Here is a 24,666-nt window from a genome sequence, read left to right as displayed (position 1 = left end):
GAGGTGCTACGGAGAGTCGGATGCACCTCGTGGAGGGGGCGCGGGCGCTCCCCTGTGCGCGCCGGTCGCGCCGAGCCTGCTCCGCCTCGCCGAGGAGGTGCGGAGCATGCGGCTCACCAGAGGCCGGGCGCGCGGGAGGTTCGCGGCGGGGGCGGTGGCCCTCGCGCTCGCCGCGGCGCCCCTGACCGCGTGCGGCGACGCCGGCGGAACGGGCGGAACGCGCGGCGTCAAGGGCGGGAACCTGCGGCTCATGGCCCCCGCGGCGCCGGGCGGCGGCTGGGACCAGACCGCGCGGGTGGCCGGGAAGGCGCTGGAGTCGGTCGGCGGGAACCGCCGCGCCGAGGTGTTCAACGTGCCCGGCGCGGGCGGCACGATCGGCCTCGCGCAGCTCGCCCGCGCCAAGGGCGACGAGCGGATGCTGATGGTGATGGGCCTGGTCATGGTCGGCGCCATCGAGCAGAACAGGTCGAAGGTGAACCTCACGCAGGTCACGCCGGTGGCCAGGCTGACCGAGGAGTACGAGATCGTAGTCGTCCCGGCGGACTCCCCGTTCCGGACGCTGGCCGACATGGTGAAGGCGTGGAAGGCCGACCCGGCCAAGGTGCCGATCGCGGGCGGCAGCGCCGGCGGCACCGACCAGATCCTGGCCGGGCTGATGGCGCAGGCCGCGGGCGCCGACCCGAAGAAGGTCAACTACATCGCGCACTCCGGCGGCGGCGAGGCGCTCTCCGCGCTGCTCGGTGGCAAGGTGAGCGCGGGCATCTCCGGCGTCAGCGAGTTCGCCGAGCACGTCAGATCCGGCAAGCTTCGCGCGCTGGCGGTGTCGTCGCCGCGGCGGGTGCCCGGCCTGGACGTGCCGACGATCAAGGAGGCCGGGCTGGACGTCGAGCTGTCCAACTGGCGCGGCGTCGTGGCCCCGCCCGGGCTGTCCGAGAACGCCCGCAAGGCGCACACCGACCTGCTCACCAAGATGCACGGCTCCGCGGCGTGGAAGGAGGCCCTCGCCAAGAACGGCTGGACGGACGCGTTCCAGGCCGGGCCCCAGTTCGGGACGTTCCTGGCGGCCGAGCAGACCCGGGTGCAGGGGATCCTGGCCCGGATGGGGATCGGCTCTTGAGCGAGCCCGTACCGCCGGCGGGCGGGCGCCGCCGGGCCTGGCGCGGCCGGTCCGAGCTGCTGCTGGCCGCGTTCGTCACCGGGCTCGGCGTGTTCGTGCTGGCCGGCACGGCGTCGGTGGAGACGGCCGGGCCCGGCCTCGGGCCGGGCCCCCGGTTCTTCCCGTCGCTGGTCGGCGGCGCGCTCATCGTGACCGGCGCCTGCTACGTGGTGGACGTGCTGCGCGGCGGGCGCGGCGATCCCGAGCACACAGAGGACACAGAGCCCGCAGAGCCCGCAGAGCCCACGGCGGACACGGCGGACACGGCGGACACGGTGAGCGGTGGCGGGGCGGCCGGCGGCCGGTCGGACTGGCGGGCCGTCGCGCTGGTCAGCGGCGCCTTCCTCGGCTTCGCCGCGCTCGTCCGCCCGCTCGGCTGGGTGATCGCCGGGGCGCTGCTGTTCGCGGGCGTCGCGCTCGCGCTGGGCGCCCGGCCGTGGCCGCGGGTGGCGGCCGTCGCGGTGGTGCTGGGCCTCGGCACGTACCTGCTGTTCTCGCGGGGCCTGGGCGTGCCGCTGCCCGCCGGCCCGCTCGAAGGGGTGCTCGGCTGATGGAGTCGCTGCGGCTGCTGATGGACGGCTTCGCCACCGCGCTCACCCTGGAGAACCTCGCGTACGCGCTCGTCGGCGTCGCCCTCGGCACGCTGGTGGGCGTGCTGCCCGGCATCGGCCCGGCGATGACCGTCGCGCTGCTGCTGCCCGTCACGTTCAACCTGGAGCCGGTCAGCGCGTTCATCATGTTCGCGGGCGTCTACTACGGCGGGATGTACGGCGGCAGCACGACCTCGATCCTGCTCAACACGCCCGGCGAGAGCGCCTCGATGATCACGGCGCTGGAGGGGAACCGGATGGCGCGGGCCGGGCGGGCGGCGCAGGCCCTCGCCACCGCCGCGCTCGGCTCGTTCGTCGCGGGCACGATCGCGACCGCGCTGCTGGTGCTGGCCGCGCCGTACGTCGTCGACATCGCGATCGGCTTCGGGCCCGAGGACTACTTCGCCCTGTCGGTGCTGGCGTTCACGATGATCTCCGCGGTGCTGTCGCGGTCGCTGGTGCGGGGGCTGTCCTCGCTCGGGCTCGGCCTGGGGATCGGGCTGGTCGGCATCGACCAGCAGACCGGGCAGGCGCGGCTCACCCTCGGCGTCCCGCAGCTGCTGGACGGGATCGACGTGGTGATCGCGGTGGTGGGGCTGTTCGCGGTCGGCGAGGCGCTGTACGTGGCGTCCCGGCTGCGGCGCGGCTCCCCCGACGTGGTCGCGGTCGGCCGCGCCTGGATGGGCCGGTCCGACTGGTCCAGGTCGTGGCGGCCGTGGCTGCGCGGGACCGCGCTCGGCTTCCCGATCGGCGCGCTGCCCGGCGGCGGCGCGGAGATCCCCACGTTCCTGTCGTACTCGGTCGAGCGCCGCCTCGCCGCCCGCCACCACCGGAAGGACCGGGAGGACCGCTTCGGATCGGGCGCGATCGAGGGGGTGGCGGGGCCGGAGGCGGCGAACAACGCCTCGGCCGCCGGGACGCTCGTCCCGATGCTCACGCTCGGCCTGCCCACCTCGGCGACGGCCGCCGTCATGCTCGCGGCGCTCCAGGGGTACGGGCTGCAACCCGGCCCGCAGCTGTTCGACCACAACCCCGCGCTGGTGTGGGGCATGGTGGCGTCGCTGTTCATCGGCAACGCCATGCTGCTCGTCCTGAACCTGCCGCTCGCGCCCGTCTGGGCGCGCATGCTGCGCATCCCCCGGCCGTACCTGTACGCGGGGATCGTGCTGTTCGCGGCGCTGGGCGTCTACGCGCTCAACAACTCGTGGGTGGACCTGCTCGTCCTGTACGTGCTCGGCGCGCTGGGGTTCGCCATGCGCCGGTACGGGCTGCCGCTCGCCCCCGCGATCATCGGGCTCATCCTGGGGCCGATGGCGGAGGTCCAGCTGCGCCGGGCGCTGGCCATCAGCGCGGGCGACGCGAGCGTCCTGGTGCGGAGCCCGGTCGCGGTGGCGCTGCTCGTGCTGTCGGCGGCGGTGCTGCTGCTGCCGCTCGCCCGCGCCGCGTGGGTCAGACGAGGGGGCGGGCGGCCGTGACGATGCCGTCCTCGTCGCTGTAGAGGAAGTCGCCGGGGCGGAACTCGGCGCCGCCGAACGACACCGGGACGTCGACCTCGCCGGCCGCGTCCTTGGCGCTCTTGCGCGGGTTGGAGCCCAGCGCCTTGACGCCGAGGTCGAGGGTGCCGAGCGTGGCGACGTCCCGGACGGCGCCGTTGATCACCACCCCGGCCCAGCCGTTGCGGACCGCGGCGGCGGCGATGAGGTCGCCCATCAGGGCCGAGCCGAGCGAGCCGCCGCCGTCGACGACCAGCACGCGCCCCCCGCCCGGCGTGTTGAGCAGCTTCTTCACCAGGCCGTTGTCGCGCAGGCAGCGCACGGTCGCGATCGGGCCGGCGAACCGGCCGCGCGTCCCGTACGAGCGGAACTGCGTCTCGCAGCTCTGCAGCTCGTCCCCGAACTCGTCGATCAGGTCGGCGGTCGCGAATTCCATGGCACCCGAGCCTACTGGTAGGTAACCGCGGTGCCGGGGCCAGGGGCGGCCGTATGCGTGGCGACGGCGGTTGATCTTCGGTACAACGTTCTTCTCACCCAGGAGGTCCGCCATGCAGCCCCCCATCCGTCCCGGCGCGGTGTTCGAGCCGCTCCGGGACGACGATCCGCCGCTGGTCGGCGGCTACCGCGTGCTGGCCCGGATCGGCTCGGGCCGCCTCGGTCCCGTGCTGCTGGCCACCACGCAGAGCGGCCGGGCCCTGGCGATCAAGGTCGTCGGGGAGCGGTTCGCGCGGGACCCGGCGTTCCGGCGGCGGTTCAAGCAGGAGATCGCCGGCGCGCAGCGGGTCCGGGGCCGCCACCTGGCGCAGGTCGTGGACGGGCACGCCGACGCGCCCGTCCCCTGGGTGGCCGTGGAGTACGTGCCCGGCCCGTCGCTGGCGGACGCCGTCGCCGAGGCCGGCCCGCTACCCGCCCCGGCGGTCCGGGCGCTGGTCGCCGCGCTCGCCGAGGGGCTCCGGACGCTGCACGAGGCCGATCTCGTGCACGGCGAGCTGCGGGCCTCCAACGTGCTGCTCGCCGCCGACGGGCCGCGCCTGGCCGACCACTCCTCGCTCGAACACTCCGTCACCCCGGCCGGCGACGTGTTCGCGCTCGGCCTCGTCGCCCTCCACGCCGCGACCGGCCGCCACCCGTACCCGCGGCCGTTCCACCACGATCCGCCGGACTTCACCGGCTGCCCGGACGAGCTGCGCGACCTCATCGAACGCTGCCTCGGCGCGTCCGAGGACCGGCCCGAGCCCGCCGCGATCGTCGCGGAGCTGGAGGAGGAGCCACCCGGCCCCGGCTGGCTGCCGCCCGCGTTCGCCGAACTGCTCCCCGCGTACGCGATCGAGCCCGAGCCCGCCCCCGAAGCCGCACCCGCCCCCGCACCCGAGCCGGCGCCCGCCCCGAAGCCGAAGCCGGGCAGGCCCAACTTCGCGGTGCCGCTGCCGCCCGCCCCTCCCCCCGGGCCGCCGCCCGCCACGCTCCCCCAGGGCCAGCCGGTGATGGGCCCCTACCGGAACGACCTCGCCGTCGCGCTCGGCATCGGCGGCGCCGTCTTCGGCGCGCTCGTCCTGGTGCTGCTGTTCGTCCTCATACTCTGAGCCCCGCGCATGCTCTGAGCCCTACGCGGGGGTGTCGATCGGGCGGCCGATCAGCCTGGACAGCACGATCGCGGTCTTGGTGGCGGTGATGTTGTCCTCGCGCCGCAGCCGCTCCAGGGCCTGCTCCAGGTGCTGGATGTCGCGGACCCGCACGTGCACCAGCGCGCTGGCGTCCCCGCTGACGGTGTACGCGGCGACGACCTCCGGGTGCTTGCGGATGCTGGAGTAGATCTCGTCCGGCGAGGTCGCGCCCGTGCAGAAGATCTCGATGAACGCCTCGGTCGTCCAGCCCAGCGCGGCCGGGTCCACGATCGCGGCGAAGCCGGTGATGACGCCGTCCGCGCGCAGCCGGTCCACGCGCCGCTTCACCGCCGGCGCCGACAGCCCGACCTTGTCGCCGACCTGCGCGTACGAGGCGCGGCCGTGCTCCAGGAGCTGCGCAACGATTCGCCGGTCGAGGTCGTCAAGACGCAATGGATCGCTCCCCTTGAGTCCGTTTTGGCCGTTGGTCGGCCGCCGATCCCGAACATACGCTGATCCCGTGAACGTCGCGAGCACTACCGATCGGCTGCGGGCCCTGTCAGGGGAGCACAGCGCGCACAACTACCACCCCCTGCCCATCGTGATCGCCGAGGCGGAGGGGGCCTGGGTCACCGACGTCGAGGGCCGCCGCTACCTCGACATGCTGGCCGCGTACTCCGCGGTCAACTTCGGCCACCGCAACCCGCGGCTCGTCGCCGCCGCGCAACGCCAGCTGGAACGGGTCACGCTGGTCAGCCGCGCCTTCGACCACGACGTGTTCGGGCCGTTCGCCGCCGAGCTGGCGGAGCTGTGCGGCAAGGACATGGTGCTGCCGATGAACAGCGGCGCCGAGGCCGTCGAGACCGCGCTGAAGACCGCCCGCAAGTGGGGGTACGAGGTCAAGGGCGTCCCGCCGGGCCGGGCGAACATCGTCACCTTCGAGGGCAACTTCCACGGCCGCACCACCACGATCGTGAGCTTCTCCACCGATCCCGACGCCAAGGACTCGTACGGGCCGTACACGCCCGGGTTCAGGACCGTCCCGTACGGCGACGTCGAGGCGCTGCGGGCCGCCGTGGACGAGCACACGGTCGGGGTGCTGATCGAGCCGATCCAGGGCGAGGCCGGCGTCAACGTGCCGCCCAGCGGGTTCCTGACGGCCGTGCGAGAGCTGTGCACGGCGGCCGGCGCGCTCATGCTCGCCGACGAGATCCAGTCGGGGCTGGGCCGCACCGGGACCACGTTCGCGGTCGAGCACGAGGGCGTCGTCCCCGACGTCTACATCCTCGGCAAGGCGCTCGGCGGCGGGATCATGCCGGTGTCGGCCGTGGTCGCCGACCGCGACGTGCTCGGGGTGTTCAAGCCGGGCCAGCACGGCTCCACGTTCGGCGGCAACCCGCTCGCGTGCGCGATCGGGCGCGAGGTCGTGGCGATGCTGAGGACGGGCGAGTTCCAGGAACGGTCCAGGACGCTGGGCGCGCACATGCACGGACGGCTCGGGGCGCTGTCGTCCGACCTGGTCCGCGACGTGCGCGGCCGCGGCCTGTGGGCCGGGATCGAGCTGCACGGCCCGGCCCGGCCGGTGAGCGAGCGGCTGATGGGGCTGGGCGTGCTGGCCAAGGAGACGCACGCGACCACGATCCGGCTGGCGCCGCCGCTGGTCATCGACGAGACCGACCTGGACTGGGCGCTGGACCGGCTGGAGATCGCGCTCAAGGACTGAGCCGGCCCGGTCCCCGTGACGTCAGGAGCTGATCGTGCGGTAGCCGCCCTCGTAGAACACCAGGGGGCGGCCGCCGGGGTCGGGGACGTCCAGCCCGAGGACCTCGCCGACCACGATGCTGTGGTCGCCGGCCTCGTGGACGGCGCACGTGCGGCACTCCAGCGTCGCCATGGCGGCCGAGAAGAGCGCCACCCCGGTCGCGGGCCCCCGGTGGTGCTCCCAGCCCGCCAGACCGCCTTCCAGGGCGCGCCCGCGGGTGGCGAACCGGTCCGCGGCGTCCCGCATGCCCTCGGCGAGCACCGACACGCCCCACACGCCCGAGCCGCCCGAGCCGGTCACCACGTCATGGAACCGCCCGGCCTTCTCGGCGCAGAACAGCACGAGCAGCGGGTCCAGGGACACCGACGTGAACGCGTTCACCGTCATCGCGTGGTCGGCGCCGTCCGCGACGGCCGTCACCACCGTGACGCCGGTGGCGAAGCGGCCGGCGACCCGCCGCAGCAGCGCGGCGGCGCCCGTTCCGGGTTCGGGGCTCACGGCCGGTCCACTCGGGTCCACTCCGGGCACCGGCCTCAACCGCGGGCGAACGGGCCGCCGGTCAGCCATTCGCCGGGCGGCCGCCGGGCCGGGACGAGCGACACCCCGATCACCACGGCCACCAGCCCGCCGATGATGAACAGGTACCCGGTCGTGGTCCCCGGGACGATCAGGTCGCCCTCGCCGCGCCGCGCCGACAGCGCGACCGCGACGGCCGTCCACAGCAGCGCGGGCACCGCCGCGCCGATCCGGCCGCCCATCGCCCAGCCCGCCAGCCGGACCATGCCGAAGTTGAGCAGGATCAGCGCGATCCCGGCGACCGGGACGGACCCGGCCGTCCACGGGTGGGCGAACGAGCCCAGCACGCCGACGATCGCCCCCAGCAGCCCCAGCGCCGCGTACGCGGCCCCCGAGACGAAGGCGTCCAGGGGACCCTCGGCGGCCTCTTCCGGCGCGCCGGTGAGGCCCTCAGGCTCGTGGTCGTACGTCACGGCGGTCAGCGTACCGACACCGGGGCGCGCCCGATCACGGCCGGGGCGGGACGGCGGGCTCGGCGAACAGGCCGTTCTCCCGGCCGCCCGCCGGGGCCGGACCGCGCTCGCCCGCGAGCAGGATGAAGTACTCGGTGCCGAACGCCTGCTGGCCCAGGTTGTTGGAGAGGGCGAAGAACGGCCCCACCTCCTCCGGCGCCACGACGATCTGGGTCCGGTGGGCGCGCAGCGCGGCGAGCTTCGCCGGCAGGTGGGCCCGGGAGTCCACCACCGTGGTCACCTGGTCGTCCGGCACGCCCGAGCCCAGCTCGTCCAGGCCCGCGACCCGGCCGAACGGCAGCCGCGCCTCGCGCATCACCGCGATGGCGCGTGCCAGGACGGTGCGCGGCGTCGCGTACGCGTAGAACTTGCCGATCCGCCACGGCTCGCCGTCCCCGTGGGCCGGGTCGGCGGCCAGCTCGTACGCCCGCCACGCCACCCGGTGCGCCTGGATGTGGTCGGGATGGCCGTAGTTGCCGCGATCGTCGTAGGTGACCAGCACCTGCGGGCGCACCTCGCGGATGACCTTCACCAGCTCGCCGGCGGCCTCGTCGAGATCCGCCCGCCAGAAGCAGCGCGGATCGTCGTTCGTCGGGGCGCCCATCATCCCCGAGTCGCGCCAGCGGCCCGGCCCGCCGAGGTAGCGGTGGTCGGTCACGCCGAGCGCGGCGCACGCCTCGGCCAGCTCGCCCACCCGGTACTCGCCGAGGCGGTCCTCCTTGTCGGAGGCGAGATGGCGCAGCTCATCGGGGATGACCTCGCCCTCCTCGCCCAGCGTGCAGGTGACGAGGCAGACATGGGCGCCCTCGGCCGCATATTTGGCCATGGTGGCCCCGGTCCCGATGGACTCGTCGTCCGGATGGGCGTGGACGAACAGGATCCGCGGCTCCTTCATGGTCCGAGCCTACTCAGGGCGGCCGGGAGGACGGGAAACCGCCCTCCCGCCCGCCGCCGGAGCCCGCCGGGCAGGGCCCCTCCTACTCCTCGTCGCGGCCCCCGCCGCCGCCGTCGCCGGCGGGCGGCGTCTCGCCGTCGGGCGGGGTGGTGGGCTCCGTCGGCGTCGTGGGCGTCTCGTCGGGCGTGGACGGCTCCGTGGTCGGCGTCGTCGGGCGCGTGGGCCGCGTCGTCGGCAGCTCCGGCTCGGTCTCCCGCGGCCGGGACCGGGTCGTCTCCGGCGTCGGGTCGTTCTCCTCGGTCTCCTCGTCGGTCGGCGACACCGAGGTGCTGGCCGGCGGCGGCGTGACATCGCCGCCCGGACCGTCGTCGCCGGTGTTGAACATCACCAGGCCGACGACCAGCGCCAGCGCGGCGATCGCCCCGACCGCCGCCACGATCGGCCAGCGCGACTTCTTCTCCGGCTCCCAGTCCTGATAGCCGCCGGACCGGCGCGGGTCCGGCCGGCCGTACTGGGCGGGCGGCATCGGCGGCCCGGGCGGCATCCCGACCGGGCCCATCGCGCGGGTGCGGTCGACCGGCTGGGTGCCGCCGGTCGCCCGGGTCGGCCCGGCGGCCATGTTCGCGCCCTGGCCCAGCATCGCGGTGGCCTGCGTCGGGTCGTCCATCTGGGTCTGCGCGGCGGGTCCGGCGCCGATCAGCGTCATCATCAGCTGCTGCGCGGTCGGCCGCCGCTCGGGCTCCTTGACCAGCGCGGCCGCCAGCAGCCGGTGCAGGTCGGGCGGCAGGTCCTCCAGCGACGGCGGCTCGTTCATCACCCGGTTGATCACCGCGACCACGGTGTCGTCGCCGAACGGCGGGTGCCCGGTCGCGGCGAACGCCATCGTGGTCGCCCACGCCCACACGTCCACGGCCTCGGTCAGCGTGGACCCGGCCACCTGCTCGGGCGCCATGTACGAGGGCGTGCCGATCGCCTTGGTGGCGCCGGTCTGGCTGGTGTCCAGCGCCCGCGCGATACCGAAGTCGATCACGCGCGGCCCGTCCGGGGCCATGATCACGTTGTGCGGCTTGAAGTCGCGGTGCACGATCCCGGCCTGGTGGATGGCCACCAGCGCGGTCAGCGTGCCGATCCCGAGCCGCTCCAGCGCGGCGCCGGTGATCGGGCCGTCCTCCAGCACCTGCTTGTGCAGCGACTTGCCCGGCACGTACTCGCTGGCGATGTACGGCTGGTCGCCGGCGACGTCGGCCTCCAGCACCTGCGCGGTGCAGAACCGCGCGACCTGCTTGGCCGCCTGCGCCTCGCGCACGAAGCGGTTGCGGGCCGAGGCGTCCGCGGCCAGGTCGGCGCGCAGCAGCTTGATCGCGGCCTGTGCCCCGGAGGCGTCCCTCCCCAGGTAGACCACGCCCTGCCCGCCCTCGCCAAGCCGTTCGAGCAGTTCGTACGAACCCAGCCGCCGGGGATCTCCCGGCTGCAGCTCCGGCATGGACCACTCCTTCGTACCCGCGATGACGGTGATGTGATGATTGGGGAGAGTTTTCGAGCTTACGCGAGCCCGGCCGCGATCTCCGGCGATTCCCGATCGGGCACACTACAGCGCCCGCCCGGCGGCGGTCAGGCGTAAAGGCGGGACGTCGCCGCCACCGCCGCACCCATGCTGGCAGACTCGGATGCCATGAGCATCAGCTATCCGCGGCAGAGCGCCCGTACCCGGCGGTTCACCCTCGGCGTCCCGCGCGCCTTCCAGATCGCGCCGGACGGGTCGTTCGTGGCCTTCCTGCGGACCAAGGCCGGCGACGACCCGGTCACCTGCCTGTGGACGCTCGACCTCGCCTCCGGCGAGGAACGCCTGATCGCCGACCCGGCCGCGCTGGACGTCCCGGGCGAGGAGGGCCTGCCCGCCGAGGAGAGGGCCCGCCGCGAGCGGGCGCGGGAGCAGGCCGGGGGCATCGTCGGGTACGCGGTGGACCGCGAGGTCCGGCAGGCGGTGTTCACCCTCGCAGGGCAGCTCTTCCTGGCGGACCTGCGCTCCGGCGAGGTCCGCGCGCTGGCCGCGCAGACGCCGGTGTTCGACCCTCGGCTCGACCCGGCCGGGCGCCGGGTCGCGTACGTCTCCGGCCGCACCATCCGCGTCCTGTCCCTCCAGGACACCGGCGACGACGCGGACCAGGAGCTGATCACCCCGGAGAGCGACCAGGTCTCCTACGGGCTCGCGGAGTTCATCGCCGCCGAGGAGATGGGCCGCATGCGCGGCTACTGGTGGTCGCCCGACGGCAACACGCTGCTCGTCGCCCGGGTGGACGAGACGCCCGTCCAGCGCTGGACGATCGCCGACCCCGCCAACCCCGACCGCGGCGCGCACGAGGTCGCCTACCCGGCCGCCGGGACGCCCAACGCGATCGTGTCGCTGATGCTCGCCAAGGCCGACGGCAGCGGCAAGGTCGCCGTCGCCTGGGACCGCGGCGAGTTCCCGTACGTGGTCACCGCCACCTGGGACCGGCACGGCCTGGTGATCGTCACGCAGTCCCGCGACCAGCGCACCCAGCGGGCCCTGACCGTCGACCCGTCCAACGGCGCGACCGCCCTGCTGCACACCCTGCACGACGCGGTCTGGACCGAGATCGTCCCCGGGGTGCCCGCCCGTACCGGCGACGGCGAGCTGGTCTGGCACGTGGAGGACGCCGGGACCGACACCCGGCGGATCACCGTCGGCGGCGAGCCGGTCACGCCCGGCGGCCTCCAGGTCCGCTCCGTCCTCGGCGTGGAGGGCAAGCGGATCCTCTTCACCGGCACCGAGGAGCCCACCGAGCTGCACGTCTGGTCGTACGACGGCGCCACCGGCCGCACCGAGCGGCTCACCGAGGGCCAGGGCGTCTTCGGCGGCGTCCGCTCCGGCGACGTCACCGTGATCACCGGCTCCCGGCTCGACCGCTCCGGCACGGCGGTGGAGGTCCGGGGCCCCGCCGGCGTGCGGGAGATCGCGTCCCGGGCCGAGACCCCCGACCTGACGCCCCGCGTCGAGCTGCTGCGCGCCGGGAAGCGCGAGATCCGCACCGCCGTCCTGCTGCCCGCCGGCTGGGAGCCCAGCCACGGCCGGCTGCCCGTCCTCATGGACCCGTACGGCGGGCCCCACGCCCAGCGCGTCCTGGCCGTGCGGCGCGCGTACTACGAGGCGCAGTGGCTCGCCGACCAGGGCTTCGCCGTCGTGATCGCCGACGGCCGCGGCTCGCCGTCCCGCGGCCCGGCCTGGGAGCGCTCGATCCACCACGACATGGCGACCCCCGTCCTGGAGGACCAGGTCACCGCCCTGGAGGACGCCGCCCGCCGCCACCCCGGCGCGCTCGACCTCGACCGCGTCGCGATCCGCGGCTGGTCGTACGGCGGCTACCTCGCGGCCCTGGCCGTCCTCCGCCGCCCCGACGTCTTCCACGCCGCCGTGGCGGGCGCGCCGGTGACCGACTGGGCGCTGTACGACACCCACTACACCGAGCGCTACCTGGGCCACCCCGACGAGGAGCCGGAGAACTACACCGCCAACTCCCTCATCCGGGACGCCGGCCGCCTGGAGCGCCCGCTGCTCCTCATCCACGGCCTGGCCGACGACAACGTGGTGGCCGCCCACACCCTCCGCCTGTCCAGCGCCCTGCTGGCCGGCGGCCGCCCCCACACCGTCCTGCCGCTGTCCGGAGTCACCCACATGACCCCGCAGGAGGTCGTCGCCGAGAACCTCCTGCACTTCCAGGTGGATTTCCTCCGGCGCAGCCTCTAGGAGCCGTGCCAGGAGGCCCAGAGGGCCGCGTAGGAGCCGTCGCGGGCGAGCAGCTCGTCGTGGGTGCCGAGTTCGGTGACGCGGCCGTCCTCGACGACCGCGACCCGGTCGGCGTCGTGCGCGGTGTGCAGCCGGTGCGCGATCGCCACGACGGTGCGGCCGTCGAGGACGGCGGCGAGCGAGCGCTCCAGGCGGCGCGCCGCGCGCGGATCCAGCAGCGAGGTGGCCTCGTCCAGGACGAGGGTGTGCGGGTCGGCCAGGATCAGCCGGGCCAGCGCGAGCTGCTGGGACTGCGCGGGCGTGAGCGGCTCCCCGCCCGTGCCGACGGTGGCGTCCGGGCCGGGGCCGTCCCAGCCGACCGCGCGCAGGGCCGCGTCGATGTCGGCGGCGGTGGCGTCCGGGCGGGCCATCACGAGGTTGTCGCGCAGCGTGCCGCGGAAGACGTGGTGCTCCTGGGTGACCAGGGCGACATGGCCGCGCAGCTCGTCCAGCGGGAGGCCGGCGAGCGGCGGGCCGCCGGGCGACACGGTCACCGAGCCGGCGCGCGGCGCGTCGATCCCGGCCAGGAGGCGGCCCAGCGTGGACTTCCCGGCGCCGGACGGGCCGACGACCGCCAGCCGCTCGCCGGGCCGCAGCTCCAGGTCGACGCCGTGCAGGACGTCCCGGCCCGGCCGGTAGGCGTAGCGGACGCCGCGCGCGGTGATCCGCTCCTCCCCGCCGGCCGCCGCGGGCGGGGCCGCGGGCCTGTCCTCGGGCGGGCCGGCGTCCACGCCGAGGAGGCGGGCCAGCGAGGCCGACGCGATCTGGAACTCGTCCAGCCGGACCAGGATCATGTCGACCGGGACGATCAGCTGCTGGACGTACAGCGTGGCCGCCGTCACCTGCGCGAGCGTGGCCAGGTCCTCGGTGTACAGCAGCCCGCCGACCAGCAGGGTGGCGGCGACCGGCAGCACGTAGCCGAGTTCGACCACCGGGTAGAGGATCGTGCGCAGGCGCAGCGTGTAGCGCTCGGCGGCGTACGCGCGGGCGATGTCGGTGTCGGCACGGCGCCGGCGGCGCTCCTGCAGCCCGAACGCCTCGGCGGTGCGGGCGCCCTGCACGGTCTCCGCCAGGCCCTCGGTCATGTCCGCCCAGGTGGCGTTCTCCCGCAGGTAGCCGTCCCGGGCGCGGGCCAGGTACCACCGCATCACGATGACCAGCGGCGGTACGGCGACCAGGCACGGCAGCGCGACCAGCGGCCCGTTCAGGATCAGCGCGCCGATCGTCAGCGTGGTCATGATGATCCCGATCAGCGTCTCGGGGACCGCGTACCGGACGCTGTCGCCGAGGTTGGCCACGTCCCGGGACGTGCGGCTGACCAGGTCGCCCGTCCCGGCCCGCTCCACCGTGGTCAGCGGCAGGGCCAGGACGCGCTCGACGAACTCCTCGCGCAGCCCGGCGAGCACCTTCTCGCCCAGCCGCGCCGAGGCCAGGTAGGCGTACCGCAGCAGGACGCCCTGGACGATCACGAACGCCGCGATCGCCGCGCCCGCGGCGTCGATGCCCGCCTCGCCGCGCTGGACCCCCTCGACCAGGCCGCCCAGCAGCCGCGGCGTGACCAGCCCGGCGGCCGCCGCCAGGGCGTGCAGGCCCACGGCGACCAGCAGCTCGCGGGGGTGGCGGAGCACGAGGCGCCGCGCGTACGCCCGGACCTCCCGCGGCGTGGCGATCGGCAGGATCTCGGCGCTCACGGGCTGGCCACCTCCTCCGGTACGTCATCGGGCGCGTTCTCGTGCGCGTTCTCGGGCGCGTTCTCGGGCGCGCCGTCCGGCGCGCTGTCTGGTGCGCTGGCGGCCGTGGACTCGCCGCGGGTCACGGTGGCGGCGTAGCGGGGCTCGGTCTCCAGCAGGACGCGGTGCGTGCCCTCGGCGGCGACCGTCCCGTTCTCGACGTAGGCGACGTGGTCCGCCCGGTCGAGCATCAGCGGGCTGGTGGTGCACACCACGGTCGTCCGGCCCGGGCGGCCGGCGGCCAGCCGCCCGGCGATCAGCGCCTCGGTGTGGGCGTCGACCGCGCTGGTCGGCTCGACCAGGACCAGCACCTCGTGGCCCGCGGCCAGCGCCCGCGCCAGCCGGAGCCGCTGCCGCTGGCCGCCGGAGAACTCCCGGCCCGCCTCGGCGACGTGCGCGTCCCGGCCGGCCGCGGCGACGATGTCCGCGGCGCCGGCCGTCTCGACGGCGCGTTCCAGCTCGGCGGGGTCCGTCCGGGGGCCGGCCAGGCCGTCCATCAGCGGGCCGGAGAACAGCCGGTCGTCGTTGATCGCCACCAGGACGCGGCCGCGCGGGTCGGCGAGCTCGCGCAGCGGGCGCCCGCCGTAGGTGACGTCTCCTTCGGCGTACCGGCCGAGCCGGTCGGCGATCGCCTGGGCGTCGCGCGGGTCGGCCGCCGCGATCGCGGTCAGCCGTCCCGGCCGGACGACCAGGCCGGACGCCGCGTCCACCAGCTCGCCGCCGGGTTCCGGGCGGGCGGTGCCGTCCAGCGGCACGCCGGGCCGCAGCGCGAGCACCGCGGTCACCCGGCCCGCCGCCACATGCCCCTTGGCCAGCTTCCCGGCGGCCTCGCCGATGGTCTTGAGGGGGTGGATGAGGAACACCGCGTACCCGTAGAAGGCGACCAGCTCGCCGACGCTGATCGTCCCGGCCGCCGCGAACCGCGCGCCGACCCAGGTGACCAGCGCGACCAGCAGGCCGGGCAGCAGGACCTCGGCGCCGCTCAGCCTCGACTCGGCCCGCGCCACCTCGACGCCGGCGGCCCGGACGCGCTGCGACTCGGCCCGGTAGCGGCCGGCGAACATCCGCTCGCCGCCGACCCCGCGCAGCACCCGCAGGCCCGCGACCAGGTCGGTGGCGTGCGCGGTCAGCTCGCCCGCCAGCTCGCGCTGGACCTGCTCGCGCTCGCGGTACGGCCGCAGCAGCGGCGCCGCCAGCGCCAGGATCACCGGGACGCCGACCAGCACGATCAGGCCCAGCGGCGGCGATGAGGCCAGCAGGATCGCCGCGACCGCCACGATGGCCACCACGGCCCCCGCGCCCCGCGCCACGATGTCCATCGCGTTGCCGACATGCGCGACATCGGCCACCCCGACGGTCACCACCTCGCCGGCGCCGAGGCGTTCGGGGAGCGTGCCGCCGAGCCGGGTGGCCTGCCGGGTGACGACCTGGACCGTCCGGTACGTGGCCGCCATCCAGTTGAAGACCGCGACCCGGTGCCGGGTCATGGCGGACACCGCCTGGACGGCGCCCAGCCCGAGCAGCACCCCGGTCCAGGCGAGCAGCGCCCCGGAGTCCTTCGCCGCCACGCCCGCGTCGACGGCGCGGCCGATCGCGGCCGGCATCAGCGCCTGGCTGAGCATCCAGACGACCCCGAGCAGCGCCCCCGCGGACAGGCTGCCGGCCTGGGTGCGGCCGAGCCACAGCAGGTAGCGCGCCGGTGACCGATGGTCGGGCTCGCCAGGATCTTCGACCGGCAGCGGTTTCACGGACCGAAGGTTAGACAGGCCGGAAGCCGGATCTCGACAGGTTTTCCGGCGGCCTCCGGCGAGACGCGGCGGCCACCCTGGATGCGCGATCGTGATCGGAGGCGATAAGGTCGGACGGTACGGAGCGCTGCGTCCTCGCGCAGATCTTCGCTCCATGAGCCGGGAACCCGGCGGCTGGGCACAGGCCGCTGCCCCGGCGCGGACCGGTTCCACGAGCCCGCGAGCGGCGTACCCGCGCACCAGGCGCCCGCCGCCCGGATCCGCCGAACCGGCCGTTGCCAGTGCCGCCGCCCGACCGACACTCCGGAAGCCTTGTGAGCACAACCAGCCACCGTTCGCATGCCGTCGCACTCGGCGGTGAGGACAGGATCGACCTGCTCCTCATCGGCGACGACCCCGCCGACGTCTTCCTGGTCGAGAAGATGCTGGCCGACAGCGGCCTGGAGATCAGGATGACGGTCGCCGAGGGCCTGCCGTCCGCGCGCCGCTCGGTCACCCGCCGTACCCAGTGCATCATCGTCGACCTGTCCGCGCCCGACGACCACGACCCGATCGAGCGGCTCCGCGAGGTCCTGGACATCTCGCGCAACGCCGCCGTGATCGTGCTGACCGGCTTCGAGGACACCCGGCTCGGCGTCCGCGCGGTCGCCGCCGGCGCCGAGGACTACCTGGTCAAGCAGGAGGTGGACGGGCCGCTGCTGGCCCGCGCGATCCGGTACGCGATCGAACGCAAGCGCGCCGAGGAGACCGAGCGCCGGCTGGTCGAGGCGCGGATCCTGGGCCGCGAGAACGCCCGCCTGGAGCGCGGGCTGCTGCCCGTGCCGCTGATCGACGAGCGGGCGGTGCGGCACTACGCCCGCTACCGCCCCGGCCGCCGCCGGGCGCTGCTGGGCGGCGACTTCTACGACACCGTGCAGACCGGCGACGGCACCGTGCACGTGATGATCGGCGACGTCTGCGGGCACGGCCCGGACGAGGCGGCGCTGGGCGTCCAGCTGCGGATGGCGTGGCGGACGCTGGTGCTGGCCGGGCACGCCGGCGAGCAGCTGCTCGGCACGCTGGACACGGTGCTGGGGCACGAGCGGCGCAGCGAGGAGATCTTCACCACGCTGTGCATGATCACCATCGCGCCGTCGCTGCGCACCGCCCGGATGCACCTGGCCGGGCACCCCGCACCGCTGCTGTTCCGCGAGAGCGGCGAGGCCGGCGGCGGGACCGAGGTCGTCGCGCTGCCGGAGTACGCGCACGGCCCGGCGCTCGGCCTGGTGCCGGGCGCGGAGTGGCCGACGACCGAGATCGACCTGGGCGCGTCGTGGAGCCTGATGCTGTACACCGACGGGCTGATCGAGGGCCGGATCGGGGCGGGCCCGGCGCGGCTGGGCACCGACGGGCTGGTCGAGCTGGCCCGCAAGGCGCACGGCCGGGGCGCCGCGGGCCGGGGGCTGATCGACGCGCTGGTCGGCGAGGTCGAGGATCTGAACGGCGACGCCCTCACCGACGACCTGGCCGTCGTCCTGCTCTCCCGTGACGGCACCGCCACGGAGAAGTACTACCGTTCGTAGTTCCTGATCTTGCTGTGAGGTCCCTCACTTCGGCGTACGTACCCGAGTGACCGGTTTGCCCGGCCTGCTTTGATTCATAGCCTGCGGCTATGGAAACCAGTGCGCTGATGACTTGGATCGGGTGACCAGCGCAGACATAACGTGCAGGCCGTGGCTATAGCGATACCTGCGATCTACCGATCGACCGTCGGCAAGAAGGCCGTGATGGCCGTCACCGGCGGCGTCCTGGTGCTCTACCTGATCGCGCACATGGTCGGGAACCTCAAGATCTTCTATGGGGCGGAGAGCTTCAATCACTACGCGCACTGGCTGCGCACGATCGGCGAGCCCGCCGTCCCCCACCGCACGGTCCTGACCCTCGTCGAGGTCGTGCTGGCCGTCTCGGTGATCCTGCACATGTGGTCGGCGATCTCGCTGGCCCGCCGCGCCTCCCAGGCGCGCCCGGAGAAGTACCGCTCCAAGAAGAAGTCGCACGCGCAGGGCTACGCCACCCACACCATGCGGTACGGCGGCGTGATCATCGCGCTGTTCGTGATCTGGCACCTGCTGGACATGACCTTCCTGGTCGTCAACGGCGGCGGCCCCGACGCCACCCCGTACGAGCGGGTCGTCGAGGGCTTCGACCCCGCCCGCTGGCCCGTCACCGCCTTCTACGTCATCGCCCTCCTGCTGGTGGGCCTGCACCTGTGGCACGGGATCTGGAGCGCGTTCCAGACCCTCGGCCTGCGCAACCCGCGCAACGAGAAGGCCCTGCGGGCGCTGGCGGTCACGGTGGCCGCGCTGATCGTCGTCGGCTTCCTCGCCGTGCCCCTCTCTGTCACCGCCGGATGGGTGAGCTGAACATGACCGACACCTTCTACAAGTCGGGCGAGCCGATCGCCGACGAGAAGGCCCCCAAGGGCCCGATCGAGAACCGCTGGACCACGCGCAAGTTCGAGGCCAAGCTGGTCAACCCGGCCAACCGCCGGAAGAAGAAGATCATCATCATCGGCACCGGGCTGGCCGGCGGCTCGGCCGGCGCCACGCTCGGCGAGGCCGGCTACCACGTCGTCCAGTTCTGCTTCCAGGACAGCCCACGGCGCGCCCACTCGATCGCCGCCCAGGGCGGCATCAACGCGGCGAAGAACTACCGCAACGACGGCGACAGCGTCTACCGGCTGTTCTACGACACGGTCAAGGGCGGCGACTTCCGCGCCCGCGAGTCCAACGTGCACCGGCTCGCCGAGATCTCCACCCAGATCATCGACCAGTGCGTCGCGCAGGGCGTCCCGTTCGCCCGCGAGTACGGCGGCCTGCTCGACAACCGCTCGTTCGGCGGCACCCAGGTCTCCCGGACGTTCTACGCCCGCGGCCAGACGGGCCAGCAGCTGCTGCTCGGCGCGTACCAGGCGCTGATGCGCCAGGTCGACGCCGGCAACGTGGAGCTGCACGCCCGGCACGAGATGCTCGACCTGATCATGGAGGACGGCCGCGCCCGCGGCGTCGTCGTCCGCAACCTGATCACCGGCGAGGTCTCGCACCACACCGCCGACGCGGTGGTGCTGGCCAGCGGCGGGTACGGGAACGTCTACTTCCTGTCCACCAACGCCATGGGCTCCAACGTCACCGCCTCCTGGCGGGCGCACAAGCACGGCGCCTACTTCGCCAACCCCTGCTACACGCAGATCCACCCGACCTGCATCCCGGTCAGCGGCGACCACCAGTCCAAGCTGACCCTGATGTCGGAGTCGCTGCGGAACGACGGCCGCGTCTGGGTGCCGAAGAAGGCCGGCGACGAGCGGAAGCCGTACGACATCCCCGAGGACGAGCGCGACTACTACCTGGAGCGCATCTACCCGTCCTTCGGGAACCTGGTCCCCCGCGACATCGCCTCCCGCGCCGCCAAGAACGTCTGCGACGAGGGCCGCGGCGTCGGCCCCGGCGGCCTCGGCGTCTACCTCGACTTCGCCGACGCGATCGAGCGGCTCGGCCGCAAGGCCGTCGAGGCCAAGTACGGCAACCTCTTCGAGATGTACGAGCGCATCACCGGCGAGAACCCGTACGACGTGCCGATGCGCATCTACCCCGCCGTGCACTACACGATGGGCGGCCTGTGGGTCGACTACGACCTGCGGTCCAACATCCCCGGCCTGTTCGTGATCGGCGAGGCCAACTTCTCCGACCACGGCGCCAACCGGCTCGGCGCGTCCGCGCTGATGCAGGGCCTGGCGGACGGCTACTTCGTCCTGCCGAACACCGTCGGCGACTACATCGCCCGCACCGACCTGCCGCCGGTGCGGGAGTCCGCCGTCGCCGAGGCGGAGGCCCGGGTCAAGGACCAGATCGACCGGCTGCTGTCGATCGACGGGGACCGTTCCGTGGACTCCTTCCACCGCGAGCTCGGCCACATCATGTGGGAGTACTGCGGCATGGAGCGCACCGAGGAGGGCCTGAAGAAGGCCCTGGAGCTCATCCCGGCGCTGCGCGAGGAGTTCTGGACCCGAGTCAAGGTCACCGGCAAGGGCGAGGAGCTCAACCAGCAGCTGGAGAAGGCCGGCCGCGTCGCCGACTTCCTGGAGCTGGGCGAGCTGATGGTCATCGACGCGCTGCACCGCGCCGAGTCCTGCGGCGGCCACTTCCGCGCCGAGAGCCAGGACGAGGAGGGCGAGGCCAAGCGCGACGACGAGAACTTCGCCTACGTCGCCGCCTGGGAATGGGCCGGGGCGGACGAGCAGCCCGTCCTCCACAAGGAGGCCCTCGAGTTCGATTACTGCAAGCCGAGCCAGAGGTCGTACAAGTAATGAAGCTGACACTGCGCGTCTGGCGCCAGACCAGCCCCGAGACCAAGGGGAAGATGGTCGAGTACAAGCTCGACGACATCTCGCCCGACGCCTCGTTCCTGGAGATGCTGGACGTCCTGAACGAGAAGCTCATCGCCGAGGGCGAGGAGCCCGTCGCGTTCGACCACGACTGCCGCGAGGGCATCTGCGGCATGTGCTCGCTGGTCATCAACGGCACGCCGCACGGCCCCGAGCGGGCCACCACGACGTGCCAGCTGCACATGCGCAAGTTCAAGGACGGCGAGGTCATCGACGTCGAGCCGTGGCGCGCCAAGGCGTTCCCGGTCGTGAAGGACCTGGTCGTCGACCGCTCGGCGTTCGACCGGATCATCTCCTCCGGCGGGTTCATCTCGGCACCGACCGGCACCGCCCCCGAGGCGCACTCGACGCCGGTCCCCAAGCCGGACGCCGACAAGGCGTTCGAGGCCGCCGAGTGCATCGGCTGCGGCGCCTGCGTCGCGGCCTGCCCGAACGGCTCCGCCGCGCTGTTCCTCGGCGCCAAGGTCACCCACCTCGGCCTGATGCCGCAGGGCCAGCCCGAGCGCTGGGACCGCGTCGTCGGCATGCTCGACACCCACGACGAGGAGGGCTTCGGCGGCTGCACCAACACCGGCGAGTGCACCGTCGCCTGCCCGAAGGGCATCCCCCTCGACGTGATCGGCCGCCTCAACCACGACTACCTGAAGGCGACCGCCGGCGGCAAGAAGAAGTAGGGCTTCCACCTCAGCCCGCACCGGGGGTCCAGGGGGCGAAGCCCCTTGGCGGGGGTGCGGGGGCGGAGCCCCTGCCAAGGGGCGGGTGCTCCTTGGGCGAGCCTCCAGGCGAGCCCAAGGAGTGCGCGCCCCTTGCCGGGGGGTGTGGGGGGTCGCCCCCCCACACGGTTACCGCTTACCCATGATTGTTCCTAGGGCCTCCACACCTGCGGGGAGGCTGCCTCCCAGGGCGGCTTCGACCAGGTAGGTCTCCAGGGTCTCCTGGAAGGCGCGGGCGGCGTGGGTCAGGTCGACGTCCTTGCGGTGCGCGAGGGCGATCGTCCGCTGGAGGCCGGGGCCGGGCGAGCCTCGCCGGACGGGGCGGGCCCGGCCGCCGGGCTCGGTGGGGCGGACGGTGCGGACGCCCGTCGCCGGATCGTGCTCCTCGGCCAGGACCAGCGGCGTCCCGCGCAGGCCGGGGCGTCCGGCCAGCACCATGCTCGGGACGACGGCGATCCCCAGGCCCGCCTCGACGAACCGCAGCACCGCGTCCATCTCGCCGCCCTCGACGGCGAAGCGCGGCTCGAAGCCGGCGGCGCGGCAGGCGCCGATCGTCGCCTCGCGCAGGTCGTACCCGGAGCGGAACATCACCAGCGGCCGGTTGCGCAGGTCCTCGATCCGCAGGTACGGGCGGCGCGTGATCTGGGACGGCTCGGCGGGCGAGGCGACCACCAGGTTCTCGCGCAGGATCGAGGTCGTCTCCAGCGGCGGGTCCCCGGGCAGCGGCAGGATGACCAGCGCCAGGTCGAGCAGGCCCCGGGTCAGGTCGCGGACCAGGTCGCGCGAGCCGCCCTCCTCCACGATCAGCCGGATGCCCGGATAGGTGTCGTGGAAGCGCCGCAGCACGTCGCCGAGCAGGCCCGCGCACAGCGACGGCGTGGCGCCGAGCCGGACGCGGCCGCGGCGCAGCCCGGCCAGCTCCTGCACCTCCAGCCGGGCCGTGTCGACGTCGGCGAGGATGCGCTTGGCCAGCGGCAGCAGCGCCTCGCCCGCCGGCGTGAGGGTGATGTTCCCGCGCGCGCGGCTGAACAGCGAGGCCCCCAGCTCCGCCTCCAGCGCGCGGATCTGCTTGGACAGCGAAGGCTGCGCCACACGCAGGATCTCGGCCGCCTGGGTGAAGTGCCGGACCTCCGCGACCGCGACGAAGTAGGCGAGCTGCTGCAACTGCATCCTGCACAGGGTACGACCATCCTGGTCAGCGGCCCCTGCCAGCCCCGCCGCGGGCGGGGCGCACGGGACGCCGGAGCACCGCCGTGGACCGTGGTCCACGAGAGGTCCGCCGGAGGTCAGCGGGCGTGCCGGCGGAGGGCCTGGAGGTCGTGCACGATGACGCGGCGGCGGCCGGTCTCGATCCAGCCGTGCCGGCGCAGCGTGCCGAGCGCCTTGCTGACGGCCTCCCGGGACGCGCCGACCCAGCCGGCCAGCTCCTCCTGCGACAGGTGCAGGGTGATCTGGACGCTCGTCCGGTCGCCGGCGCCGTTCGGGACGGCCTCGCCGCCGGGCGCGGGGCGGGGCGCGGGCACGTGCGGGGCGCGGCCGCCGGACGCGGCCCGGCCCTTGGAGCGGCCGTCGGGGTCGTACGGCTCGCCGAACCGCTCGGCCAGCTCGACGAGGCGCTGCGCGACCCGGCCGGTGGCGTCGTACATGCCGAACTCGACGCGCTTGCGGTCGGCCTCCCGCCAGCGCCGGCAGAGCATCCGCATGACGATGATCGACACCCGGCCGTGCCTGCTCAGGAACGACGTGAACTGGTCCTCGGTGAGCGTCAGCACCCGGGCGGGCTCCAGCGTGGCGACGGTGGCGGACCGGGGCAGGTGGTCGATGGCGGCCACCTCGCCGACCAGCGCGCCCGGGCCCCGCACGTCCAGGAGGGCCTCGCCGCCGTGCTCGCGGTAGGAGAACGCCTTGACCTTGCCGCCGTAGATGACCGCGACCGAGGTGGTCGTCTCGCCCTCGTGGAAGAGCACCTCGCCGCGCTTCAGGTCGCGGAACCGGCCCCGCGCCTCCAGGTCCGCGCGCTCCGCAGGGGTGAGCTCGGCAAGGAAGGAGCCAGGCTCGAAGGCGGTCATGGATCCACGCTAAACGAGGGGACCACTTCACGGGACTGGCAGTGAAATCACGAAACCGTCACGCGTTGTGTGAACTTCTCCCTATTCGCCCCCGCCTTTCGGGACCAGAGTGGGTCCCGGCGTGTGCGACCGCGAGGTCGCCCCCTGGGGCTGCGGCGTTCATGGGGAACGGCGGTACGGCGGGCGGCGGCGACGGGGGCACGCCGCCCGCCGTCGCCCCGCCCCGTCCCGTCACCATCCGGTCGGATACCGGATCACCCGCAGGTACGGCTGGGCCGAGTTCGCCTTCTGCGCGATCACGAACAGGTCCTCGCAGGTCCCGCTCCACGCCAGCCCGCGCGGCGCCAGCGTGCGGTCGCCGCCCAGGTCGAACGCCTTCACCGGGGACGAGCCGCCCACCTTGTAGATCCTGATGTCGTCGGGCATGCTCGTCCGCCGCCCGGCCGCCACGTGCCTGCCGTCGGGGGAGGCGGCGACCGCGTTCGGGAAGGCGCCGGTGTGGTACGACCCGCGCCCGGCCAGGTCGCCGGTGGCGAACGCCTCCGCGTGGTCGCGCGAGCCCGAGGCGCTGTAGAGGGAGGCGCCGCCGGGGGCCAGGCCGATGTCGGAGAGGTTGGACCCGGCCACCTCGCCGGTGGCGCCGCGCCGCAGGTCCGCCCCGTCGACGGAGTAGACGGTCAGGGCCGACAGCGACAGGGCCGCCTGGCCGGCCACGACCGGGCCGTCGCCGCCGCCGTCGGACGCCAGCATCGGCGGGCGCTGGTACCGGACGCCCTGCTGCTCGTCCAGCGTGACGGCGGGCGGGTCGGCGGCGGTGTCGAGCCGGCCGATCCCGCCGTTCCAGGACTCTCCGCAGCCGTACCCGAACCAGATCGCGGCGCCGGTGCGGGCGAGCTGCTCGGGGCAGGTCCGCGCGCCGGTCGGGTAGCGTGCCCGCTCGGCGAACGTCCTGGTGTCGATCGCCGAGATCGCGTCACCGGCGGCCTGCGCCACGTACAGCGTCGCGCCGTCCGCGGAGAGCGCCATGCCGCTCGCCCCGTACTGCCCGTCGATCCTCTTCTTCACGTGGCCGAAGAAGTCGGTCACCAGGACCGCGTTGGACGACGGCCCGCCCGACACGTACACCCTCTTGCCGCGGTCGTCGACGACCATGGCGGCGTACGCGGGCAGCGGCAGCGCCGTCTCGCCCACCGCCCCCGCCCGCGCCGCCGCGGGCGCTCCCGCGGCCACCAGCCCGGCGCCCGCGACCAGCACCGCCAGCGCTCCGGCGAGCAGTTTCATGTTCCCTCCCATCGCTCGGGGAATCGCTGGTGACGATCGCCGCTGGAACGGCTTCCGACAAGGTGCCGGAACCCGGTGCGGGAAACGGGGCGCCCGCGGCGCGGACGGCGCGCCACGTGCGGCGTCTCCGAAATCCGCGAACGGTTTACCGGAACGCGCGTCCTGCTCCGGCCAGCCGCCGTCCCGGCCGTTCCCGGCCATTCACATGCGATTGAACGGACGATCGCCGCTTTAAGGTCATCGTGAATGACCACCGGGCCATTCCGCGCCGACCTCCCGCGCATCCGTTTTTCACACGTGAAAGGGAGTTCGGGAAGGGCCGCCGGACCTCGCCCGCCGATGTCCGAATAACTGGTTTTCTGCATTCTTGAC

The 24,666-nt window shown here is 74.1% G+C and carries 21 protein-coding genes; 10 read left to right on the top strand and 11 right to left on the bottom strand.

The window, feature by feature from the left end; all coding sequences use genetic code 11:
- The first annotated feature begins 106 nt into the window (after nt 1-106).
- Genes AB0881_RS02185 through AB0881_RS02175 form a run of 3 tightly spaced genes read left to right on the top strand, consistent with a single transcriptional unit; the run spans nt 107 to nt 3,221 of the window.
- Nucleotides 107-1,117 carry a tripartite tricarboxylate transporter substrate binding protein gene (locus AB0881_RS02185; RefSeq protein WP_366613607.1) on the top strand — a complete coding sequence of 337 codons (1,011 nt, stop codon included), beginning with the start codon at nt 107-109 and terminating at the stop codon, nt 1,115-1,117.
- Entirely contained in the window at nt 1,114-1,707 is a 594-nt protein-coding gene (locus AB0881_RS02180; RefSeq protein ID WP_366613606.1) for a tripartite tricarboxylate transporter TctB family protein, read from the top strand. Before AB0881_RS02185 ends, AB0881_RS02180 begins: the two co-directional genes overlap by 4 nt.
- Nucleotides 1,707-3,221, top strand: a complete 1,515-nt coding sequence (locus AB0881_RS02175) for a tripartite tricarboxylate transporter permease (RefSeq protein WP_366613605.1) — start codon at nt 1,707-1,709, stop codon at nt 3,219-3,221. The genes AB0881_RS02180 and AB0881_RS02175 overlap by 1 nt, the downstream gene beginning before the upstream one ends.
- Here the strand turns inward: AB0881_RS02175 and rraA are convergent.
- Entirely contained in the window at nt 3,196-3,675 is a 480-nt protein-coding gene (gene rraA, locus AB0881_RS02170) for a ribonuclease E activity regulator RraA (RefSeq protein ID WP_366613604.1), read from the bottom strand. The two genes, AB0881_RS02175 and rraA, sit on opposite strands and share 26 nt — an antisense overlap.
- A 112-nt stretch (nt 3,676-3,787) precedes the next feature.
- Here rraA and AB0881_RS02165 point away from each other — a divergent pair, with 112 nt between their 5' ends.
- Nucleotides 3,788-4,822, top strand: a complete 1,035-nt coding sequence (locus tag AB0881_RS02165) for a protein kinase (protein ID WP_366613603.1) — start codon at nt 3,788-3,790, stop codon at nt 4,820-4,822.
- A 21-nt stretch (nt 4,823-4,843) separates the two neighbouring features.
- On the opposite strand, the gene AB0881_RS02160 is transcribed toward AB0881_RS02165, so the two are convergent.
- Nucleotides 4,844-5,296, bottom strand: a complete 453-nt coding sequence (locus AB0881_RS02160; RefSeq protein WP_366613602.1) for an Lrp/AsnC family transcriptional regulator — start codon at nt 5,294-5,296, stop codon at nt 4,844-4,846.
- A gap of 67 nt (nt 5,297-5,363) precedes the next feature.
- Here AB0881_RS02160 and rocD point away from each other — a divergent pair, with 67 nt between their 5' ends.
- Nucleotides 5,364-6,566, top strand: coding sequence for an ornithine--oxo-acid transaminase (rocD, locus tag AB0881_RS02155; RefSeq protein WP_366613601.1), 1,203 nt, complete (start codon nt 5,364-5,366; stop codon nt 6,564-6,566).
- Between the two features lie 21 nt (nt 6,567-6,587).
- Here rocD and AB0881_RS02150 read toward each other — a convergent pair whose 3' ends face one another.
- The 4 genes from AB0881_RS02150 to AB0881_RS02135 form a co-directional block, all read right to left on the bottom strand.
- Entirely contained in the window at nt 6,588-7,103 is a 516-nt protein-coding gene (locus AB0881_RS02150; RefSeq protein ID WP_366613600.1) for a flavin reductase family protein, read from the bottom strand.
- A 35-nt stretch (nt 7,104-7,138) separates the two neighbouring features.
- Nucleotides 7,139-7,594 (bottom strand): DUF6113 family protein, encoded by a 456-nt coding sequence (locus tag AB0881_RS02145; protein WP_366613599.1) that lies wholly within the window; start codon nt 7,592-7,594, stop codon nt 7,139-7,141.
- Nucleotides 7,595-7,628: 34 nt separating this feature from the next.
- The gene (mshB, locus tag AB0881_RS02140; protein WP_366613598.1) at nt 7,629-8,528 is read right to left on the bottom strand and encodes an N-acetyl-1-D-myo-inositol-2-amino-2-deoxy-alpha-D-glucopyranoside deacetylase; all 900 of its coding nucleotides are present in this window, start codon (nt 8,526-8,528) and stop codon (nt 7,629-7,631) included.
- A gap of 82 nt (nt 8,529-8,610) precedes the next feature.
- Nucleotides 8,611-10,011 carry a serine/threonine-protein kinase gene (locus tag AB0881_RS02135; protein ID WP_366613597.1) on the bottom strand — a complete coding sequence of 467 codons (1,401 nt, stop codon included), beginning with the start codon at nt 10,009-10,011 and terminating at the stop codon, nt 8,611-8,613.
- 189 nt (nt 10,012-10,200) lie between these two features.
- Between AB0881_RS02135 and AB0881_RS02130 the strand changes: the two genes are divergently transcribed.
- Nucleotides 10,201-12,294, top strand: coding sequence for a prolyl oligopeptidase family serine peptidase (locus AB0881_RS02130; protein ID WP_366613596.1), 2,094 nt, complete (start codon nt 10,201-10,203; stop codon nt 12,292-12,294).
- Here AB0881_RS02130 and AB0881_RS02125 read toward each other — a convergent pair.
- Nucleotides 12,291-14,024, bottom strand: a complete 1,734-nt coding sequence (locus tag AB0881_RS02125; RefSeq protein WP_366613595.1) for an ABC transporter ATP-binding protein — start codon at nt 14,022-14,024, stop codon at nt 12,291-12,293. The two genes, AB0881_RS02130 and AB0881_RS02125, sit on opposite strands and share 4 nt — an antisense overlap.
- Nucleotides 14,021-15,811 carry an ABC transporter ATP-binding protein gene (locus tag AB0881_RS02120; RefSeq protein WP_366613594.1) on the bottom strand — a complete coding sequence of 597 codons (1,791 nt, stop codon included), beginning with the start codon at nt 15,809-15,811 and terminating at the stop codon, nt 14,021-14,023. The genes AB0881_RS02125 and AB0881_RS02120 overlap by 4 nt, the downstream gene beginning before the upstream one ends.
- A 314-nt stretch (nt 15,812-16,125) precedes the next feature.
- Here AB0881_RS02120 and AB0881_RS02115 point away from each other — a divergent pair, with 314 nt between their 5' ends.
- From AB0881_RS02115 to AB0881_RS02100, 4 genes are all read left to right on the top strand, one after another.
- A complete protein-coding gene (locus AB0881_RS02115; protein WP_366613593.1) occupies nt 16,126-17,373 on the top strand; it encodes a SpoIIE family protein phosphatase in 1,248 nt (415 codons plus the stop codon).
- Nucleotides 17,374-17,577: 204 nt separating this feature from the next.
- Nucleotides 17,578-18,213: a succinate dehydrogenase cytochrome b subunit gene (locus AB0881_RS02110; protein ID WP_366613592.1), complete on the top strand. Its 636-nt coding sequence runs from the start codon at nt 17,578-17,580 to the stop codon at nt 18,211-18,213.
- 2 nt (nt 18,214-18,215) lie between these two features.
- Nucleotides 18,216-20,153 (top strand): fumarate reductase/succinate dehydrogenase flavoprotein subunit, encoded by a 1,938-nt coding sequence (locus AB0881_RS02105; RefSeq protein ID WP_366613719.1) that lies wholly within the window; start codon nt 18,216-18,218, stop codon nt 20,151-20,153.
- Nucleotides 20,153-20,905: a succinate dehydrogenase/fumarate reductase iron-sulfur subunit gene (locus tag AB0881_RS02100; protein ID WP_366613591.1), complete on the top strand. Its 753-nt coding sequence runs from the start codon at nt 20,153-20,155 to the stop codon at nt 20,903-20,905. The genes AB0881_RS02105 and AB0881_RS02100 overlap by 1 nt, the downstream gene beginning before the upstream one ends.
- Nucleotides 20,906-21,073: 168 nt before the next feature.
- Here AB0881_RS02100 and AB0881_RS02095 read toward each other — a convergent pair whose 3' ends face one another.
- The 3 genes from AB0881_RS02095 to AB0881_RS02085 form a co-directional block, all read right to left on the bottom strand.
- Nucleotides 21,074-22,114 carry a LysR family transcriptional regulator gene (locus AB0881_RS02095; RefSeq protein WP_366613590.1) on the bottom strand — a complete coding sequence of 347 codons (1,041 nt, stop codon included), beginning with the start codon at nt 22,112-22,114 and terminating at the stop codon, nt 21,074-21,076.
- 116 nt (nt 22,115-22,230) lie between these two features.
- A complete protein-coding gene (locus AB0881_RS02090; protein ID WP_366613589.1) occupies nt 22,231-23,013 on the bottom strand; it encodes a Crp/Fnr family transcriptional regulator in 783 nt (260 codons plus the stop codon).
- A gap of 231 nt (nt 23,014-23,244) precedes the next feature.
- Nucleotides 23,245-24,294, bottom strand: a complete 1,050-nt coding sequence (locus tag AB0881_RS02085) for a hypothetical protein (protein WP_366613588.1) — start codon at nt 24,292-24,294, stop codon at nt 23,245-23,247.
- Between the last annotated feature and the right edge of the window lie 372 nt (nt 24,295-24,666).

This window comes from Spirillospora sp. NPDC029432, assembly GCF_040703975.1.
Taxonomy (GTDB): Bacteria; Actinomycetota; Actinomycetes; order Streptosporangiales; family Streptosporangiaceae; genus Spirillospora.
The sequence above is the reverse complement of the archived record's forward strand: the minus strand, read 5'-3'. Positions and strand labels throughout refer to the sequence as shown.

Excerpts from the sequence above, each read along its gene's own strand:
- AB0881_RS02100 (WP_366613591.1), top strand. The coding sequence starts at position 20,153 with ATGAAGCTGACACTGCGCGTCTGGCGCCAGACCAGCCCCGAGACCAAG.
- AB0881_RS02130 (WP_366613596.1), top strand. The coding sequence starts at position 10,201 with ATGAGCATCAGCTATCCGCGGCAGAGCGCCCGTACCCGGCGGTTCACC.
- AB0881_RS02135 (WP_366613597.1), bottom strand. The coding sequence starts at position 10,011 with ATGCCGGAGCTGCAGCCGGGAGATCCCCGGCGGCTGGGTTCGTACGAA.
- AB0881_RS02090 (WP_366613589.1), bottom strand. The coding sequence starts at position 23,013 with ATGACCGCCTTCGAGCCTGGCTCCTTCCTTGCCGAGCTCACCCCTGCG.
- AB0881_RS02085 (WP_366613588.1), bottom strand. The coding sequence starts at position 24,294 with ATGAAACTGCTCGCCGGAGCGCTGGCGGTGCTGGTCGCGGGCGCCGGG.
- AB0881_RS02095 (WP_366613590.1), bottom strand. The coding sequence starts at position 22,114 with ATGCAGTTGCAGCAGCTCGCCTACTTCGTCGCGGTCGCGGAGGTCCGG.
- AB0881_RS02175 (WP_366613605.1), top strand. The coding sequence starts at position 1,707 with ATGGAGTCGCTGCGGCTGCTGATGGACGGCTTCGCCACCGCGCTCACC.
- AB0881_RS02110 (WP_366613592.1), top strand. The coding sequence starts at position 17,578 with ATGGCCGTCACCGGCGGCGTCCTGGTGCTCTACCTGATCGCGCACATG.
- mshB (WP_366613598.1), bottom strand. The coding sequence starts at position 8,528 with ATGAAGGAGCCGCGGATCCTGTTCGTCCACGCCCATCCGGACGACGAG.
- AB0881_RS02105 (WP_366613719.1), top strand. The coding sequence starts at position 18,216 with ATGACCGACACCTTCTACAAGTCGGGCGAGCCGATCGCCGACGAGAAG.
- AB0881_RS02185 (WP_366613607.1), top strand. The coding sequence starts at position 107 with ATGCGGCTCACCAGAGGCCGGGCGCGCGGGAGGTTCGCGGCGGGGGCG.
- AB0881_RS02165 (WP_366613603.1), top strand. The coding sequence starts at position 3,788 with ATGCAGCCCCCCATCCGTCCCGGCGCGGTGTTCGAGCCGCTCCGGGAC.
- rraA (WP_366613604.1), bottom strand. The coding sequence starts at position 3,675 with ATGGAATTCGCGACCGCCGACCTGATCGACGAGTTCGGGGACGAGCTG.